General features: G+C 48.8%; 14 protein-coding genes. 6 read left to right on the top strand and 8 right to left on the bottom strand.

Translation table 11 applies throughout. From position 1 onward, the window contains the following. Window positions 1–27: 27 nt before the first annotated feature. The gene (locus H6A28_RS01420; protein ID WP_204474661.1) at window positions 28–1683 is read right to left on the bottom strand and encodes a glycoside hydrolase family 10 protein; all 1656 of its coding nucleotides are present in this window, start codon (window positions 1681–1683) and stop codon (window positions 28–30) included. Window positions 1684–1913: 230 nt separating this feature from the next. On the opposite strand from H6A28_RS01420, the gene H6A28_RS01415 reads away from it, so the two are divergent. The 3 genes from H6A28_RS01415 to H6A28_RS01405 all read left to right on the top strand — a co-directional run bounded on the left by H6A28_RS01415 (window position 1914) and on the right by H6A28_RS01405 (window position 5308). Continuing rightward, a complete protein-coding gene (locus H6A28_RS01415; RefSeq protein ID WP_204474663.1) occupies window positions 1914–3344 on the top strand; it encodes a carbon starvation CstA family protein in 1431 nt (476 codons plus the stop codon). A 70-nt stretch (window positions 3345–3414) separates the two neighbouring features. Next, window positions 3415–4656 carry a hypothetical protein gene (locus H6A28_RS01410; RefSeq protein WP_204478626.1) on the top strand — a complete coding sequence of 414 codons (1242 nt, stop codon included), beginning with the start codon at window positions 3415–3417 and terminating at the stop codon, window positions 4654–4656. Window positions 4657–4828: 172 nt separating this feature from the next. After that, window positions 4829–5308, top strand: a complete 480-nt coding sequence (locus tag H6A28_RS01405; protein WP_204474672.1) for an Lrp/AsnC family transcriptional regulator — start codon at window positions 4829–4831, stop codon at window positions 5306–5308. A gap of 10 nt (window positions 5309–5318) precedes the next feature. On the opposite strand, the gene H6A28_RS01400 is transcribed toward H6A28_RS01405, so the two are convergent. Both H6A28_RS01400 and H6A28_RS01395 read right to left on the bottom strand, forming a co-directional pair. Then, on the bottom strand, window positions 5319–5813 hold the full coding sequence (locus H6A28_RS01400) for a dihydrofolate reductase (protein ID WP_204478625.1): 495 nt from the start codon (window positions 5811–5813) through the stop codon (window positions 5319–5321). Window positions 5814–5834: 21 nt separating this feature from the next. Beyond that, complete coding sequence (locus H6A28_RS01395; protein ID WP_204474676.1) at window positions 5835–6629, bottom strand: thymidylate synthase; 795 nt, start codon at window positions 6627–6629, stop codon at window positions 5835–5837. A gap of 75 nt (window positions 6630–6704) precedes the next feature. Between H6A28_RS01395 and H6A28_RS01390 the strand changes: the two genes are divergently transcribed. After that, window positions 6705–8144 carry a methyltransferase RsmF C-terminal domain-like protein gene (locus H6A28_RS01390; RefSeq protein WP_204478624.1) on the top strand — a complete coding sequence of 480 codons (1440 nt, stop codon included), beginning with the start codon at window positions 6705–6707 and terminating at the stop codon, window positions 8142–8144. Between the two features lie 25 nt (window positions 8145–8169). Here the strand turns inward: H6A28_RS01390 and H6A28_RS01385 are convergent, their stop codons facing one another. From H6A28_RS01385 to H6A28_RS01365, 5 genes are read right to left on the bottom strand one after another with little or no spacing between them, the layout of a single operon-like run. After that, a complete protein-coding gene (locus H6A28_RS01385) occupies window positions 8170–9513 on the bottom strand; it encodes a TolC family protein (RefSeq protein ID WP_204478623.1) in 1344 nt (447 codons plus the stop codon). A gap of 3 nt (window positions 9514–9516) precedes the next feature. Beyond that, entirely contained in the window at window positions 9517–10614 is a 1098-nt protein-coding gene (locus H6A28_RS01380; protein WP_204474682.1) for an efflux RND transporter periplasmic adaptor subunit, read from the bottom strand. 40 nt (window positions 10615–10654) lie between these two features. After that, window positions 10655–11899, bottom strand: coding sequence for an ABC transporter permease (locus H6A28_RS01375; protein WP_204478622.1), 1245 nt, complete (start codon window positions 11897–11899; stop codon window positions 10655–10657). Window positions 11900–11901: 2 nt separating this feature from the next. Continuing rightward, window positions 11902–13152, bottom strand: a complete 1251-nt coding sequence (locus H6A28_RS01370; RefSeq protein WP_204474686.1) for an ABC transporter permease — start codon at window positions 13150–13152, stop codon at window positions 11902–11904. A gap of 11 nt (window positions 13153–13163) precedes the next feature. Beyond that, the gene (locus H6A28_RS01365; protein WP_204474688.1) at window positions 13164–13883 is read right to left on the bottom strand and encodes an ABC transporter ATP-binding protein; all 720 of its coding nucleotides are present in this window, start codon (window positions 13881–13883) and stop codon (window positions 13164–13166) included. 147 nt (window positions 13884–14030) lie between these two features. Here H6A28_RS01365 and H6A28_RS01360 point away from each other — a divergent pair, with 147 nt between their 5' ends. Next, a complete protein-coding gene (locus tag H6A28_RS01360) occupies window positions 14031–15005 on the top strand; it encodes an ROK family protein (RefSeq protein ID WP_204474690.1) in 975 nt (324 codons plus the stop codon). Between the two features lie 327 nt (window positions 15006–15332). Next, complete coding sequence (locus tag H6A28_RS01355) at window positions 15333–16190, top strand: enoyl-ACP reductase FabI (RefSeq protein WP_204474691.1); 858 nt, start codon at window positions 15333–15335, stop codon at window positions 16188–16190. Window positions 16191–16203 lie beyond the last annotated feature (13 nt).

Genomic DNA, 16203 nt, shown 5'->3' with positions numbered 1-16203 from the left:
TTACCATGCGTTTCGGAATAAAATGCATCAGTATACGGTGACACCTGCCGGGGTGATGTTTCCATCGGGTGCCAGCAAGCTTAGTCGGAAGAATCCTTTGCCGATTTTCTGAGGAATGTCTTTCTCGGGCTGGGTAGTCCGGAGAATCTCAATTCCTGTCGCTTCACTGACGATCAGGGTATAGCCTTTCGGAAGTACGGGGAGTCGTCCGTATAAGATGGAAGGCTCGTCTTTGGCTGGGGCATTCAACGCCAAAGGGGCACTTTCGAATCCAAAGCGGTTGACAGCCGTCACGGCCCAGTAGATACCTCCATTTTGTGACGGGCTGGAAGTGAACGTGTACTGGCAACTGTCGGTCCGCGAGAGAATCAGATTTTGGGCTTTCTCGGTATCGACGGGATATGTGTCGGAAGCATATACGCGATAGTAGATTCCTCCCGGCTGGCTTTCAGAGGCCTTCCAGGTCATTTGGATATTCTCTCCTTGCAGTTTCACGCTGGGGGCGGTGGGCGAAGCGGGAGCAGTCTGTGAAGCCCATCGCATAGGCGGAACCACGGCCGGGTAAGCATAGAAGTTGCCTTTCAGTTCATCCAGTATTCCTTTGGTATTGCCGAGCATGAATTTGTTGCGGAAATAAGCCTGTCCGTCCAGTCCGATGCGGCGGGTGAAATAAATCTGACGGATAATCTCATCGATTTGCCAATTCTGTTCTTTCGGGTGAAGGAAATAAATGCCCAGTCCCGGTACAATCCATCGGTTGTGCTTGTTTTCCTTCCAGTCGAGGGCAAAGGGATAAAAATGGTTTCCCTGGAAATACATCATCGGGAAAAGAGCATCCTGAATACCCTCGTTCAACCATTTCTGGGCATCCTGATAGACCGTTTCATAGGCGTTCCATCCGAAGGAGGAATAGCGCCGGGTGTCATTGAACTTTCCGATGGGGGAACTGCTTACTTTAACCCAGGGTTTCAGTCGCTTGACTTCCGTATAAATCCGTTGGACAATATGCGTAATGTTGTCTCTTCTCCATTGTTTCAGGTCTTGTTTCTTCCCGTATTTGCGGAACGTGTCTTTGTCGGGAAATTTTTCCCCTTGCTCCGGGTAGCGGATATAGTCCAGATGAATACCGTCTACGTCATAGCGTGAGACGATTTCCTTGGCTATCTGACTGAGGTATTCGGCCGTGCCGGGATTGCCGGGGTCGAGGTACCAGCTTCCGTTGAACTGTTTGCAGAGTTTGGGCTGCTTTTTGACGACGCAGTTCTTCCCTAACAGGCCAACCTGTCGTTTGTTGCCGATAGGAATACATACCAGCCAGGCATGAAACTCAAGGCCCCGCTTGTGACATTCTTCGATGGCAAACTGCAAGGGGTCGTATCCGGGATTTTTTCCTGTATGGCCGGTCAGGCTTTCCGCAAAGGTTTCATATGCAGAAGGATAAATCACATCCCCTCGAAGTCGGGTTTGGAAAAGTATGGTGTTGAAATGGGCCGCCTGCAACGCGTCCAGCTGTTGGATGAGTTCTTGTTTTTGTGCTTCGATACCTTTGGGAGAATTGGCTTTTCGGGTGGGCCAGTCCATTCCTCCGAGCGTGGTCAGCCACGTGGCACGGATTTCTTCTTTGGGCTGTGCCTGTGCGAAAAGAAAGCTGCTTATAAATACTAAAGTGAGGAGAATTCGCATGTCTGATTAAAATTTCCGCAAATATAATCAAAGCTGGTCGCAGAGGCAAATTGAAGATACAGTTTTCTAATTAGGCTATTTCGAGGCCTTTTTTTATATTCTTTAAATAGGACACTTTTATTTCTTTATAGAAGGATATTATTTCTCTGAGTGATAAAATTTATCGTTATGTCTTGCATTTTATTTCTTTTTATTACTTTTGCCACGAAATAAGAGATAAACCGAAATCTATGGTAACATTTACTATCGCATTAGTTTTACTGGTGGTAGGATATTGGGGATATGGAAAATACATAAATACGTTGTTTGCACCTGATTCTGCCCGAAAAACTCCGGCACTGACCATGACAGACGGGGTTGACTTCATTCCACTTCCTACGTGGAAAATTTTTATGATTCAGTTTTTGAACATTGCCGGTTTGGGACCCATTTTCGGGGCCATCATGGGTGCACAGTTCGGCACGGCTTCTTATCTGTGGATTGTGTTCGGTACCATTTTTGCCGGTGCGGTGCATGATTTTCTTTCCGGCACATTGTCGTTGCGGAACAACGGAGAAAGTTTGCCGGAGATTATCGGTCGCTATCTGGGGGTACGGACCAAAAATGTCGCTTGCGTATTCACCGTCTTGCTGATGATTTTGGTGGGAGCCGTGTTTGTGTCTGGTCCGGCTGAACTCTTAGCGGGGATGACGCCGGCTTCCTTGGATGTGTATTTCTGGGTGGTGGTCATTTTTCTGTATTATATCCTGGCCACCATGCTTCCCATCGACAAGATTATCGGACGCATCTATCCGTTGTTTGCGTTTGCCTTGTTGTTCATGGCGGTAGGTATTTTAGTGATGCTGTATGTGAAAAGTCCGGCGCTTCCGGAAATGTGGGAAGGCTTCGGCACGAAATACGAGAAAAACCCGATCTTCCCGATGATGTTCATTTCCATTGCCTGTGGGGCAATCAGTGGTTTCCATGCCACACAATCGCCTTTGATGGCCCGCTGCATTACCAATGAGAAACATTGTCGTCCGGTGTTCTACGGGGCGATGGTGACCGAAGGCATTGTGGCTCTGATTTGGGCCGCCGCTGCCACGTACTTCTTTCAGGAAAACGGGATTGTGGACAAGGTGACGGGAGTGGCTTATTCAGGAGCCAAGGTGGCCACCGACATTTCCAAGGATTGGTTGGGTACTTTTGGAGGTATCCTGGCCATTTTAGGTATTGTGGCAGCTCCGATTACGAGTGGCGATACGGCCCTCCGTTCGGCCCGTCTGATTGTAGCCGATTTTTTCCATGTGGAACAGCGCTCCATCGGGAAACGGCTGGTTATCAGTATTCCCATTTTTGTGGTGACAGTGGCCTTGCTGATTTATAGTTTTGGCGATGCGGAAGGTTTCAAAGTCATCTGGCGCTATTTTGCCTGGTGCAACCAGACGCTGTCGGTCTTCACGTTGTGGGCCATTACGGCCTATCTGGTGGGAACCCGGAAAAATTATTGGGTGACCCTGATACCGGCCTTGTTCATGACGAGTGTCTGCTCGACTTACTTGTTCATTGCCCCCGAAGGCTTTTCACTGGGAGGAGAAATTTCCTATGTCATTGGCGGAGTTTGTACGTTGGTGGCAGCAGTCTGGTTTGTCTGTTGGTTCCGCCGGGTACGTTCCTTGTAAGGATTTTTGTTTGGCTGTTCAGCAGATTATGGCTACTTTTGCAGCCGGTTAAGGATAAAAGTGATTTCAAATGAAAAAGAGTTTCTTTATAATGTGTGCCATGATGACGGTTTCGGCTGGGATGATGGCGCAGAAGAAAGATTTCGGCTATAAGTTTTATGGCCAGGTACGTACAGACTTGTTTTATAACAGCCGTTCCAATTCGGAGACTGTGGACGGACTTTTTTATATGTATCCAAAGGATGTGGCCCCCGATGCGGATGGAAAGGATATGAATGCAAAGCCCGACGGTAATTTCTATACCTTATATACTCGGTTGGGAGTGGATGTGACCGGACCCATGTTCGGTAAGGCCAAGACCTCGGCAAAGGTGGAAATCGACTTCCGCGGTTCAGGAACGACCTATTCGCTGATTCGTATCCGTCATGCGTATTTCAACCTCGATTGGGGAAAATCTGCGTTGCTGGTAGGACAGACCTGGCATCCTTTGTACGGAGATGTGTCGCCTGATATCTTGAACCTGAATATGGGGGCTCCTTATCAGCCTTTCAGCCGTGCGCCGCAGGTACGTTACCGTTTGACGGAAAAACATTTCGTGTTGACGGCTGCTGCCGTATGGCAGTCGCAGTATCTGTCCGTCGGTCCGTCTTCCAATGAAGCAGGAGCAACGGCTACACAGAAAAACCAGAGCTTCATCAAGAATGGATGTACCCCGGAATTTTATTTGGGCATGAACTACAAACGTCCGGGCTTGCTGGCCGGTGCAGGTGTACACGTTTCTTCCATTACGCCGCGTACACAGTCGGAATATAATGGAAAGACCTACAAGGTGAGCGAACGCATTACGGGAGTTTCGGCCGAAGCTCATGTGAAATATACTCACCAGCGTTTCCTGCTGGCGGCCAAAAGTGTGTTGGGCTCCAACCTGACACAAGCCAGTACCATCGGAGGTTACGGCATCATTTCTACCGATGCCCGGACGGGAGAACAGGAATACACGCCGGTACGCGTATCCCATACTTGGTTGAACATGATGTACGGAAGTACGTTCCGTGGCGGTATCTTTGCCGGATACTTGAAGAACCTGGGAGCTTCGAAAGAAGTGACCGGTGTACTGGGTACGGGAACCGATATTGACCAGTTGAACACCTTGGGCGCGGAATTCACTTACAATCGTCCGAACTGGAAGATTGGCGCAGAATATACCTGGACCGGTGCCTGGTATGGAGATTATACCGCAAAGGCCCGTGTGACCGATACGCATCTGGTGAAGAACAACCGTATTGTACTGACTGCCTTGTTCCAGTTCTGAGACAAGCTGCGTCTGCTGTGCGTAGGATAGCGGACGTAACTTGAAAAGTGTAAGTTGAAGATAAGCCCTTGTATTTCTACAAATTTCATGTTAAAAATCAAGTAAAGGTTATAAATATTGAGATTATATAAAGAAAATGTATTACCTTTGCATGAATACAAAAACATAGAAGATGGGACATCATCAATTAGACACCTTAGACGAACAGATCCTGCGCATGATTGCAGGCAACGCACGTATTCCATTCTTGGAAGTGGCACGCGCGTGTAATGTATCGGGAGCCGCTATTCATCAGCGAATTCAAAAGTTGACGAACTTAGGAATTCTGAAGGGTTCAGAATTCATCATTGATCCGGAAAAGATAGGCTATGAAACTTGTGCCTACATCGGTTTGTATTTGAAAGATCCGGAACAGTTTGATTCCGTTACGGAAGCTTTGAAGCACATTCCGGAAGTAGTGGAATGTCATTTTACGACCGGTCAGTATGATATGTTTATCAAGATTTATGCGAAAAACAATCATCACTTGCTGGAGATTATTCATGACAAACTTCAGCCCTTGGGCTTGTCACGTTCGGAAACCATCATTTCTTTCCGTGAAGCCATCAAACGCCAGATGCCGATTATGAATCTGGCGAATGACGACGATTGACGCGTGAAGCTTATTTTTGGATACGTTCGTAATCAACGAAACTATAAGAGTAGAGATGCTTTTCATCTGTCGAATGGCATTCTCTACTTTTTTCTTGCCATACAGTGGGGTCTATCTCCGGGAAAAAGGTGTCGGCGGGCACTTGGTCATCTTCCACTTCGGTCAGATAGAGACGGTCGGATAGCGGAAGGGCTTCCGTGTAGAGCATGGCTCCTCCGATGACAAATACTTCTTCTTCCTCCTTGCACGATTTCAGGGCTTCTTCCAGCGTGTGGAAGCATTCAGCTCCTTCAAAGTGTAAATCTTGTCTGCTCAGCACCACATTTCTCCGGTTGGGAAGTGTGCCTTTGGGTAAAGATTCAAAGGTGTGACGTCCCATGAGAATGGTATGTCCGGTGGTGAGTGCCTTGAAGCGCTTCAAGTCATTGGGCAGCCAGTAAAGCAGTTTGTTCTGATAGCCGATACCTCGTTTCCGATTGATGGCGGCAATGATGGATAAGGTCATATTTCTGTTCTTTAGAGTGGGTTATACGGATACTTTTCCCGCAATGTGCGGCCACGGGTCGTAGTTTTCCAGCTGGAAGTCTTCGTATTGGAAGCTGAAAATGTCTTTCACGTCCGGATTGATTTTCATGGTAGGCAAGGGGCGTGGAGTACGTGTCAGCTGTAAATCAACTTGTTCCAGGTGGTTCAGATAGATGTGGGCATCGCCGAGCGTGTGGATGAAATCACCTGCCTTCAGTCCGGTGACCTGTGCCATCATTTGTAGCAGCAGGGCATAAGAGGCGATGTTGAACGGTACGCCCAGGAAGGTGTCTGCACTGCGCTGGTACATTTGCAGGCTCAACCGTCCGTTGGCTACATAGAACTGGAAGAACGCATGACAAGGAGGAAGGTTCATGTTGTTTAAGTCGCCTACGTTCCAGGCACTGACGATGATGCGTCGGGAATCTGGATTATGCTTGATGGTTTCCACCGCTTCCGAAATTTGGTCGATAAAGTGGCCGTCGTATCCGGGCCAGGAACGCCACTGATAGCCGTAGATGTGGCCTAAATCGCCGTTCTCATCGGCCCATTCGTTCCAGATTCTGACTCCGTGTTCCTGTAGGTATTTCACGTTGGTATCTCCTTTGAGGAACCACAACAGTTCGTAGATGATGGATTTCAGGTGGAGTTTTTTGGTGGTGACGAGCGGGAAGCCGTCTTCCAGGTTGAAGCGCATCTGATGTCCGAACACGCTGATCGTGCCCGTGCCGGTACGGTCGTCTTTGCGTACGCCCTCTGTACGGATGCGGTGCAACAGGTCGAGATATTGTTTCATGATTGGATTTTTTGTTTTTTGCAAAGGTAGCTAAATTTTTTTATTTTTGCCGGCATAACAAATTTTGCGAAAGTCATGAATTTACCTGCTGATTTTGTCACCCGTACCCGCCGGTTGTTGGGAGAGGCTGACTTTGCCGCTTTGACGGAAGCCTTGAAAAAGGAAACGCCGGTCAGTATCCGTATCAACCAGGATAAGTGTTCCTCCGTTCCTGCCGGCAGTACGCCAGTACCCTGGTGTCCGGAAGGATATTACTTGTCCGGACGGCCGTCGTTCACCTTCGACCCGTTGTTTCATGCCGGATGCTATTATGTGCAGGAGGCTTCGTCCATGTTTCTGGCACAGGCGCTCCGCCAGTATGTGCACGAACCGGTGGTGATGCTCGACTTGTGTGCGGCTCCCGGGGGCAAGTCTACGCTGGCCCGGTCCGTGTTGCCGGAAGGCAGCCTGTTAGTGGCCAATGAGGTGATGCGCAACCGTTCGCAGGTGCTGGCCGAAAACCTGATCAAGTGGGGGCATCCGGAGGTGATCGTGACGAACAATGATCCAGCTGACTTTACAGAGTTAGGCCCGCTCTTCGACGTGCTGCTGACCGATGTGCCCTGTTCGGGAGAAGGAATGTTTCGAAAGGATGAAGTGGCGGTGCAGGAATGGAGCATTGACAACGTGGATACTTGCTGGCAGCGTCAGCGGCGTATCTTGCGCGATATATGGCCCTGTCTGAAAACGGGCGGTTTACTTGTATATAGTACGTGTACTTACAACCGGGAGGAAAATGAGGACAATGTGGCGTGGATTGTCCGCGAGCTGGGAGCCGAAGTCTTGCCGTTGGAAGTACAGCCGGAGTGGCACATTACCGGAAACCTGACAGAGGAGGAATTTCCAGTGTATCGTTTCCTGCCGCATAAGACGACGGGAGAAGGTTTGTTCCTCGCCGTGCTGCGGAAAACATCGGAAGAAGACCGGGAATGTGCCCGGGTAAAACCGGCTGGCAAATCGGCCAAGAAAGGAAAAGGAGGAAAAACGCAGGTGCTTCAGGTGCCGCGGGAAATGCAGAACTGGATATGTGAGGCAGAAAAATATGTACTGAAAGTAGAAGATACGGAAGCGGTAGCTTTTCCCGCCGCTTATGGAGAGGTGTATGAACTGTTGAAGAGCCGGCTCAAGGTGTTGCATGCCGGAATCACGCTCGGAGAATGGAAAGGAAAGGATTGGCAGCCTTCGCATACGCTGGCCATGAGTACGACGTTTCAGCGGGATACGTTTCCGCAGGCGGAACTGACTTATGAACAGGCTATTGCATATTTGCGGAAAGAGGCGGTCGTGCTTCCGCCGGAGGTATCGAAGGGCTATGTCACGTTAACTTACCGGGGCAGTGTGTTGGGATTTGCCAAGAACATTGGCAACCGGGCCAATAATCTGTATCCGCAGGAGTGGAGAATCCGGAGCGGTTATTTGCCGGAAATAATTCCCGATTTATTCGGTTTCTGTGTAGTCCCTGCGTTTGAAACGTAAAATGTAATCGGTTGAAAATCAGCGACTATTTCGCTTTGTCCAGTGTGAGCGGAATGCCTTGGTAGAAATCCAGAATCTTGGTGCGGAACAGGTAGTCGTATTTCGCCTGTACGCAGTCGGACACAGCTTTCATCCAGTTGGTGCGCGCTTCGTTGTATTCCGTGGCATTGGCCTTCCCGTTGGCGTATTTTTCCTTCATCAGCTTGAAGGAGGCTTCTGCGGCTTCGTCAGCCGTCTGGCTGCTCTGGTACTTGCTTTCGGCATTGACCGCATTGTAGTAGGCCTGCTGGATTTCCTTGTAGAGCGCTTTCTTGCTTTCCTCCAGTTGCCAGCTCAGGGTGGTTTGTTCCAAGCGTGCCGTGCGGACGCGGTTGCGAGTACTCAATCGGTTGAAGATAGGAATGCTCAGTGAAAATCCCAGATATTGGCTGAAGTTGTCTCTCAACTGAGAATGGAAACTGGAATTTTCTCTCCCAGACATGTTATAATAACTCGTGCTCAGGCCGGCCCCGAAGCTGAGTTGAGGATAATAGGCACTTTGAGCAATACGGATGCTGCGGGCTGCGCCTTGCAGGCGGTACTGTGCGGCCTTGATGGAAGGCTTGATGAGCAGGGCCTGGTTGTAGATGTCGGTCGGCGAGGTCAGGGTACCGAATAATTGTTCGGGCTGGATGTCGGGACTGACAATCCGGAAGTCCTCGGGCGAAGGCAGTTCCAGCAGTTGGCTGAGGTCGAGCAGAGACAGGCGGTAATCATTCTCTGTCTGTACGAGTGAAAGCTGGTCTTGTGCCACGCGTGACTTGGCTTCATACAATTCCGCTTCCGAAGCTTTCCCGTTCTGGAAATAGGCTTCTTTCTGGGTGAGCATTTCCTGGCTCAATTCCACCTGCTGGCGGGCAATCTTGACCAACTCTTCGTTGAAGAGCACTTGCAGGTAGGACGAGGTCACCTGAATGCTGATATCCTCTTTGGCCTTGTTCAAGTCTTCCGTAGCTGCTTGCAGGTTCAGTTTGGAAAGGGCGATGTTGTTCGGAATCTGCATACCGGTGAACAAAGGCACGCTGGTACTCAGGTTGAAGCCCGTGTTCTGGGTGTTGATACTCTGGTAGGTATTGTTGGCCTGGAGGCTTCGTCCGAAGTTGAACGAGTGGGACGCACTTCCGTTCAGGTCGGGCAGACGGCTCCACTTGGCGGTATTCAGTTCCACTGCGCTTTTGTCGCGGGCAGCTTCCTGCTGCTTGACGGTCAGGTTGTGGGCAACGGCATATTCAATGCAACGGGTGAGATCCCATGCTTTCTGTGCCTGAAGGGCATGGGTGGCCAGAAGACTGAAAGTCAGTACGGCCAGTGATTTCAGGTTTCTTTTCATGGCTTACATTTCTTTTTTGAGTCCTCTGACTGATTCGTTGGATTTCAGTCCGCTTTTGATTTCAATGTTTACCCCGTCGCTGATGCCGGTCTGTACCTGGCGGCGGATGAATTTCTGGGTAGGTACGCTGTCGGTCAGTACGTAGACAAAGGTAGAGTCGCCGCTGAATTCAACAGCACTTTCCGGAACGGTCAGGGCATGGTTGGCCCGCTGGAGTTCGATTTCTGCGTTGGCACTGTATCCGGAGCGGATGGTCACGCTGTCGGGCACCGTGATGGCTGCTTTGATTTCAAACTGGTTGGCCCCGTTGTTTTCCACGCTTTTCGGAGAGATGTATTCCAGTACGGCATCGAACTTCATGTTCTGCAAGGCGCCCAGTGTGATTTTGACGGGGATGCCTTCGTGGATGCGTCCTACTTCTGTTTCGTCCACATTGCCGCGGAAGATGAGGTCGCTCATGTCGGCTACAGTGGCGATGGTGGTACCGTCGTTGAATGTGTTACTCATGATAACCGAGTTTCCCACCTTGATGGGCACGTCCAGAATCAGTCCGTCGATGGTAGAACGAATCAGGGTACTGCTGAAAGAGGCACTGCTCTTGGTGATACCTTCCTTGACAATCTGCAGGTTGTCTTTGGCGGCTTGCAATTCTTCGCGGGCCTGTTTGGCAGCCAGCAAGGTCTTTTCGTATTCCTCGCTGCTTACCAGCTTGCTTTTATAAAGTTTCTCCATACGTTCCAGGTCGGTTTCTGCCTGCCGTCCATTGATTTCGGCCAGACGGACACGGCTTTCGGCCGAATTGAGCGAACCCAGTTCGGGAATGACCTTGACCTTGGCAATGATTTCACCTTTCTTCACCGTTTGGCCGGCCTCCTTGTATACTTCCGAGATGATACCCGAAATCTGAGGCTTGATTTCTACCTCGTCGCGGGGTTCAATTTTTCCGGTGGCTACGGTGGTTTGCACCAAATCCGTGGTCTGTGAATGGAGAATTTCATAAGCCGTTTCTTTCGGCTGTGATTTTTGATACAGGAACACGAAGGTCCCAATAAAAATCAGTGCAATCAGCACCAGTGAGATGATTTTGATGTACTTTTTCATGATGAACTTTGTTTTTTTTTCGTTTGTTTTGTGGTTTTATTTATTCGTCGCGTATGGCCTCAATCGGTTTGATGCTCATGGCCCGATAGGCAGGTGCCAATCCGGCCAGCAGCCCTAATACGAGCAGAAGTACGCAAGCTCCGATGGCTTGCCAGAAACTGATCTGGAAATTCGTGGGTGCAGTGGGAGTAGAGGTTCCCATCTCTGTCAGGTTCAGGAGGAATACGGCAAAGGTGATACCGGCCATGCCTGCCAGGATGGTCAGAACCATGCTTTCCGACAAGATTTGTGACAGAATATCGTTGGGACGGGCTCCGATGGCACGCCGGATACCGATTTCAGTGGTCCGTTCCTTGACGGTCACCATCATGATGTTGCTCACGCCGATGGCTCCGGCCAGCAAAGTGCCGAGGCCGACCATCCAGCCTAAAATCTTAATGCCCGAGAACAGGTTGTCTACCATGCTGAACATGGCTTCCGCATTGACCAGAATCACGGCTTGTCCGTCGTCGGGATGAATCAGGTGAGCCTGCTTGACCACCTGTTCCACTTTCTTTTCTACTTCTCCAATGGAATAGCCTTTGCGGGCCGTGTAGCAGAGCAGCTGCACTTTCTGTCCGAAGTTGTAGTTCTGCTGCATGGTGGTGAACGGAATGACGACTGAGGTTTCCGACTGTCCTTGTATGGAGATGTTTCCGACGGCCATGCTGACCCCGATAATCCGGTAGTAGATACCGTTGACCTCGATGAATTTTCCGCAGGGGTCTTCTCCTCCCGGGAAGAGGCTCTCATAGATACGCTTCCCGATGACACACACTTTCCGTTGGTCGCGGATGTCGATGTCGTTGATGAAACGTCCGAACACGATGTTCGGTTCTTCAATCTTCTGGTACTCGGGATACAGTCCTTTCAGCGTTCCCGAGATTTTATTTTCGTTGTAGATGGCGTTGATGCCCCATTTGGCCAGGGTGGCAGTCACGGTTTCCAGTTCGTTGACCTGTTTCCGGACCCGTTCCACATCTTTGTTTTCCAGGTCCCACATCCGGCCTTGCTGAAAACCTTTGTAAGCCTTGCTGGTCTTGTTGGCGCCCAGAAAACCGGAATTGGTGGCAAAACCTTCAAACTGGCGCGAAAGCAACTGTTGAAGGCCTTTCGCCCCTCCCATCAGGGATATCAGCATGAATATTCCCCAGAAGATACCGAAGGCCGTCAGGAAACTTCTGGTTTTGTTGCGGGTGATGGTGAGAAGAATTTCTTCCCATGTATCTAAGTCAAATCGTCTCATGGTTAGTCTGCTCTAAGTGCTTCAATGGGTCGGATTCTGGCCGCTTTTCTTGCCGGGAAAAGTCCGGCCAGTGTGCCGGCGATAACTAAGGTCAGTGTCGCCTCAATGGCAATGGAGAGGTCGACCGTCGGGTTCTCGAAAAAGGTCATGGAAAATACCCCCATGTCCATGGTCTGTTTCCCGGCCACCTGGTTCATGTATTCCGTGACGGCAATGCCCGCCACCATGCCGATATAGCCGAAGAAAGTCGTGATGGTCACACTTTCCGAGATAATCAGCCAGAGGATGGACATCGGCTTGGCTCCCAGTGCCTTGCGGATGCCGAACTCATGGGTCCGTTCACGGACGGTGATGAGCATGATGTTGCTCACTCCCACGATGCCGCTCAGCAGGGTAAAGATACCGATTACCCAGATGGCCGTGTGCAGAATTTGGGTGGCCGTCTGTTGCTGAAGGTACTGAGTGAAACGGTTCCATATCCAGATGGCGCCGTCGTCGGTGGGAGAGAATTGTTTTTTCAGGCCCAACGTACGTCGGTAATCGGCCTCAAACTGGTTGTTTAACGCTTCATTGGCCAATCCTTGGGTAGTGAACGTGATGTTGTCAATGCTGTCTCCTTTTTGATAGATGGTTTGCAAGGTGGTGAAAGGTACCAGTGCCGAAGGAGAGAAACTGTTCTGGTCCTTGTAGATGCCTACCACCTGATAGGAAACCCCTTGTGCGTTGAGGTACTTCCCTATAGGAGCGGTATGTGGGAACAGGTTCTTGACCGTCTTTTCGTGGAGGACAATGACTTTCCGCTTTTCCTCTATGTCGCGTTTGTTGATGAAACGCCCTTCCTTTATCTTGATGGCCTCGAGCGAAGGATAGTTGGGAAGTACCCCGTCCAATTCGATGCTGAGGGCCTCTTTACCATAGGTAAGGGTGACATCGCTCTTGCTGACGGAGGCACCCGTTTCTAAGATATGGTCGGGGAAAGAAGAGGCCGTCAGTTCCCGGTCGCTTTCTTTCAGGTAAATGCTCCGTCCTTCTTGCATGCCTTTATAAGGTTCTGAAGTTATGCCCGGATAGATTTTCATGGAGTTCATGAGCATACCTTCCGACTGGTTCTCAAATGCATGGATGAGGCCGTTGCCTGCTCCGAGCAGGACAATCAGCATGAAGATTCCCCACGCCACGGAGAAACCGGTCAACAGCGTGCGCAACTTGTTGCGCATGATGGTTCCGTAGATTTCGTGTATCAGTTCTGTCATGGCAGGGAAATTTATTTCATGAATCCGTTTTGTCCGAACGGAGAAGCATGATGGTCCATATTGTCTTCAATGCGTTCTATCACTCCATCTTTTATGTGGATAATCTTGTTGGTCTGATTGGCTACCCCGCTTTCATGGGTAACCACGACGATGGTCAGTCCGTCCTGGTCGTGCAGCTCTTTCAGGATGTTCATGACTTCCACCGAAGTCTTACTGTCCAGTGCTCCAGTCGGTTCATCGGCCAAGATGATTTCCGGTTTGGATATCAAGGCTCTTGCAATGGCCACACGCTGTTTCTGTCCGCCCGACATTTCATTGGGCATGTGGTGCGCCCATTCTTTCAGTCCCAGCTTGTCGAGGTACTCCATGGCCAGCAGGTTGCGCTTCTTCCGGCTGACTCCCTGATAGAAAAGTGGAAGAGCCACATTCTCCATGGCGTCCTTGAACGAAATGAGGTTGAATGACTGGAAAATAAAGCCGATCATCCGGTTGCGATATTCAGCGGCTCTGGTTTCACTGAGGTCTTTGATGAGTACATTGTTCAGGTAGTATTCGCCTGAATCGTAATTGTCCAATATTCCAAGAATATTCAATAAAGTGGATTTCCCGGAACCGGATGCTCCCATGATGGAGACGAATTCTCCTTTGTCGATGTGCAGGTTGATGCCTTTGAGTACATGAAGGGGAGTACCGTTGTTGTAAGTTTTGTGAATGTCTTTGAGTGTAATCATTTGGTTTGTGTTAATACATTTTCAATACTATTTCACAAATGTAGAAAAAGTGGTATGGATTCAAAAATAATAGGTGAAAAATTTGTTCCGTTTTTACTGATTATTTACTTTTGTCCATAGATAATTAACCCTAAATAGAGAAATGTCATGACAATCAACATGGAAAAACCTTATGTAGTAGGTATGGACATTGGCGGAACAAACACTGTTTTCGGTGTGGTTGACTCACGTGGCAACGTGTTGGCATCTGATTCTGTCAAGACTCAGCAATATGATAATATCGAAGATTACGTCGATGCAGTATGCAAGAAGCTTCTTCCCTTGCTCTCACAGTTTGGTGGAGCTGAAAAGGTAAAAGGTATGGGAGTAGGTGCTCCGAATGGAAACTATTATAGTGGAACCATTGAATTTGCTCCAAACTTGCCGTGGAAAGGTATTATTCCGTTGGCTTCCATGTTTGAAGAACAGTTGGGTATTCCCACAGCCTTGACCAACGATGCGAATGCGGCTGCCATTGGTGAAATGACGTATGGTGCGGCCCGTGGTATGAAAGACTTCATCATGATTACCTTGGGGACAGGTGTAGGAAGCGGTATCGTAGTCAACGGACAGCTGGTGTATGGTCACGATGGTTTTGCCGGTGAACTGGGCCATGTGATTGTGGATCGTAACGGTCGTGCATGCGGTTGCGGACGTAAAGGCTGTTTGGAAACTTACTGCTCTGCTACGGGTGTAGCTCGTACAGCACGTGAATTCCTCGTACAGCGTACAGAACCCAGTTTGTTGCGTAACATTCCGGCAGATGAAATCCAGTCGAAGGATGTATACGATGCAGCCGTGAAGGGCGACAAGCTGGCACAGGATATTTTTGAATTTACCGGACGTATCTTGGGAGAAGCGTTGGCCAACTTTATTGCCTTCTCCAGCCCGGAAGCCATCATCTTGTTCGGTGGTCTGGCCAAATCTGGCGATTACATCATGAAGCCGATTCAGAAAGCAATTGATGAAAACGTACTGAAGATTTATGCCGGAAAGACCAAACTGTTGCTCTCTCAATTGAAAGACGCTGATGCGGCCGTATTGGGAGCCAGCGCACTGGGATGGGAAGTAAAGGAAAACTGATCCGTTATTTTGAAATAGAAAAACAGCCTTGGCGGAATGAAACCTGCCAAGGCTGTTTTTTTTACGATTATCTCTCTGAAAATGCGGTCCTCGCAGAAGGCATGCAGAAGGATAATACATCTAATTCTAACCTAAATAATATTATGAAAAACCTTTTTTATTCAGTTGCAAAAATAATGATTCTGTGTTATATACACACGTATTTTATGGGTTTTTGTATCAGAAAAAATTCACAGATGGGTGTCTGATTCAATAATTTGGCGGGAGAAATGTAAACAATGTAAATAAAGTTTGTATCTTTGCGCCAAATTTATAATTGAAAATAATATGAGTTATAATTTGCTGAAAGGAAAAAGAGGTATTATTTTTGGTGCCTTGAATGAACAGTCTATCGCATGGAAAGTAGCAGAAAAGGCTGTAGAAGAAGGTGCTGTCATCACATTATCTAATACCCCTGTAGCAGTACGTATGGGACAGGTATCTGATTTGGCGAAAAAATTGAACTGTGAAGTGATTCCCGCTGATGCCACCTGCGTAGCAGACTTGGAAAATGTATTCAAACGTTCAATGGAGGTTCTGGGCGGTAAGATTGACTTTGTGCTTCATTCTATCGGTATGTCTCCAAATGTTCGTAAAAAACGTACATACGATGATTTGGACTATGATATGCTGGCAAAAACATTGGATATTTCTGCCGTATCATTCCATAAGATGATTCAGTCTGCCAAGAAATTGGATGCCATCAATGAGTATGGTTCTATCTTGGCTTTGAGTTATGTGGCTGCACAGCGTACATTCTATGGCTACAATGACATGGCCGATGCCAAAGCTTTGTTGGAATCTATTGCACGTAGCTTCGGTTATATCTATGGCCGTGAACATCATGTGCGTATCAATACCATTTCTCAGTCACCGACCATGACGACTGCCGGTTCTGGTGTGAAGGGTATGGACAAGTTGTTTGACTTTGCCAACCGCATGTCTCCGCTGGGCAATGCTTCAGCTGATGAATGTGCTGACTATTGTATTGTGATGTTCTCTGACTTGACTCGTAAGGTGACGATGCAGAATCTGTTCCACGATGGAGGTTTCTCCAGTGTAGGAATGAGTTTGCGTGCCATGGCTACTTATGAGAAAGGATTGGATGAATATAAGGATGCGGATGGTCATATCATTTATGGATAATCATTAAATGTAA

The organism is Bacteroides mediterraneensis (assembly GCF_016900355.1).
In the GTDB taxonomy this organism is placed as follows: domain Bacteria; phylum Bacteroidota; class Bacteroidia; order Bacteroidales; family Bacteroidaceae; genus Phocaeicola.
Note: the sequence above shows the minus strand (reverse complement) of the source record. Positions and strands in the feature narration are given on the sequence as shown.

Excerpts from the sequence above, each read along its gene's own strand:
- H6A28_RS01390 (WP_204478624.1), top strand. The coding sequence starts at position 6,705 with ATGAATTTACCTGCTGATTTTGTCACCCGTACCCGCCGGTTGTTGGGA.
- H6A28_RS01415 (WP_204474663.1), top strand. The coding sequence starts at position 1,914 with ATGGTAACATTTACTATCGCATTAGTTTTACTGGTGGTAGGATATTGG.
- H6A28_RS01360 (WP_204474690.1), top strand. The coding sequence starts at position 14,031 with ATGACAATCAACATGGAAAAACCTTATGTAGTAGGTATGGACATTGGC.
- H6A28_RS01355 (WP_204474691.1), top strand. The coding sequence starts at position 15,333 with ATGAGTTATAATTTGCTGAAAGGAAAAAGAGGTATTATTTTTGGTGCC.
- H6A28_RS01370 (WP_204474686.1), bottom strand. The coding sequence starts at position 13,152 with ATGACAGAACTGATACACGAAATCTACGGAACCATCATGCGCAACAAG.
- H6A28_RS01395 (WP_204474676.1), bottom strand. The coding sequence starts at position 6,629 with ATGAAACAATATCTCGACCTGTTGCACCGCATCCGTACAGAGGGCGTA.
- H6A28_RS01410 (WP_204478626.1), top strand. The coding sequence starts at position 3,415 with ATGAAAAAGAGTTTCTTTATAATGTGTGCCATGATGACGGTTTCGGCT.
- H6A28_RS01385 (WP_204478623.1), bottom strand. The coding sequence starts at position 9,513 with ATGAAAAGAAACCTGAAATCACTGGCCGTACTGACTTTCAGTCTTCTG.
- H6A28_RS01375 (WP_204478622.1), bottom strand. The coding sequence starts at position 11,899 with ATGAGACGATTTGACTTAGATACATGGGAAGAAATTCTTCTCACCATC.
- H6A28_RS01380 (WP_204474682.1), bottom strand. The coding sequence starts at position 10,614 with ATGAAAAAGTACATCAAAATCATCTCACTGGTGCTGATTGCACTGATT.
- H6A28_RS01405 (WP_204474672.1), top strand. The coding sequence starts at position 4,829 with ATGGGACATCATCAATTAGACACCTTAGACGAACAGATCCTGCGCATG.
- H6A28_RS01400 (WP_204478625.1), bottom strand. The coding sequence starts at position 5,813 with ATGACCTTATCCATCATTGCCGCCATCAATCGGAAACGAGGTATCGGC.
- H6A28_RS01365 (WP_204474688.1), bottom strand. The coding sequence starts at position 13,883 with ATGATTACACTCAAAGACATTCACAAAACTTACAACAACGGTACTCCC.
- H6A28_RS01420 (WP_204474661.1), bottom strand. The coding sequence starts at position 1,683 with ATGCGAATTCTCCTCACTTTAGTATTTATAAGCAGCTTTCTTTTCGCA.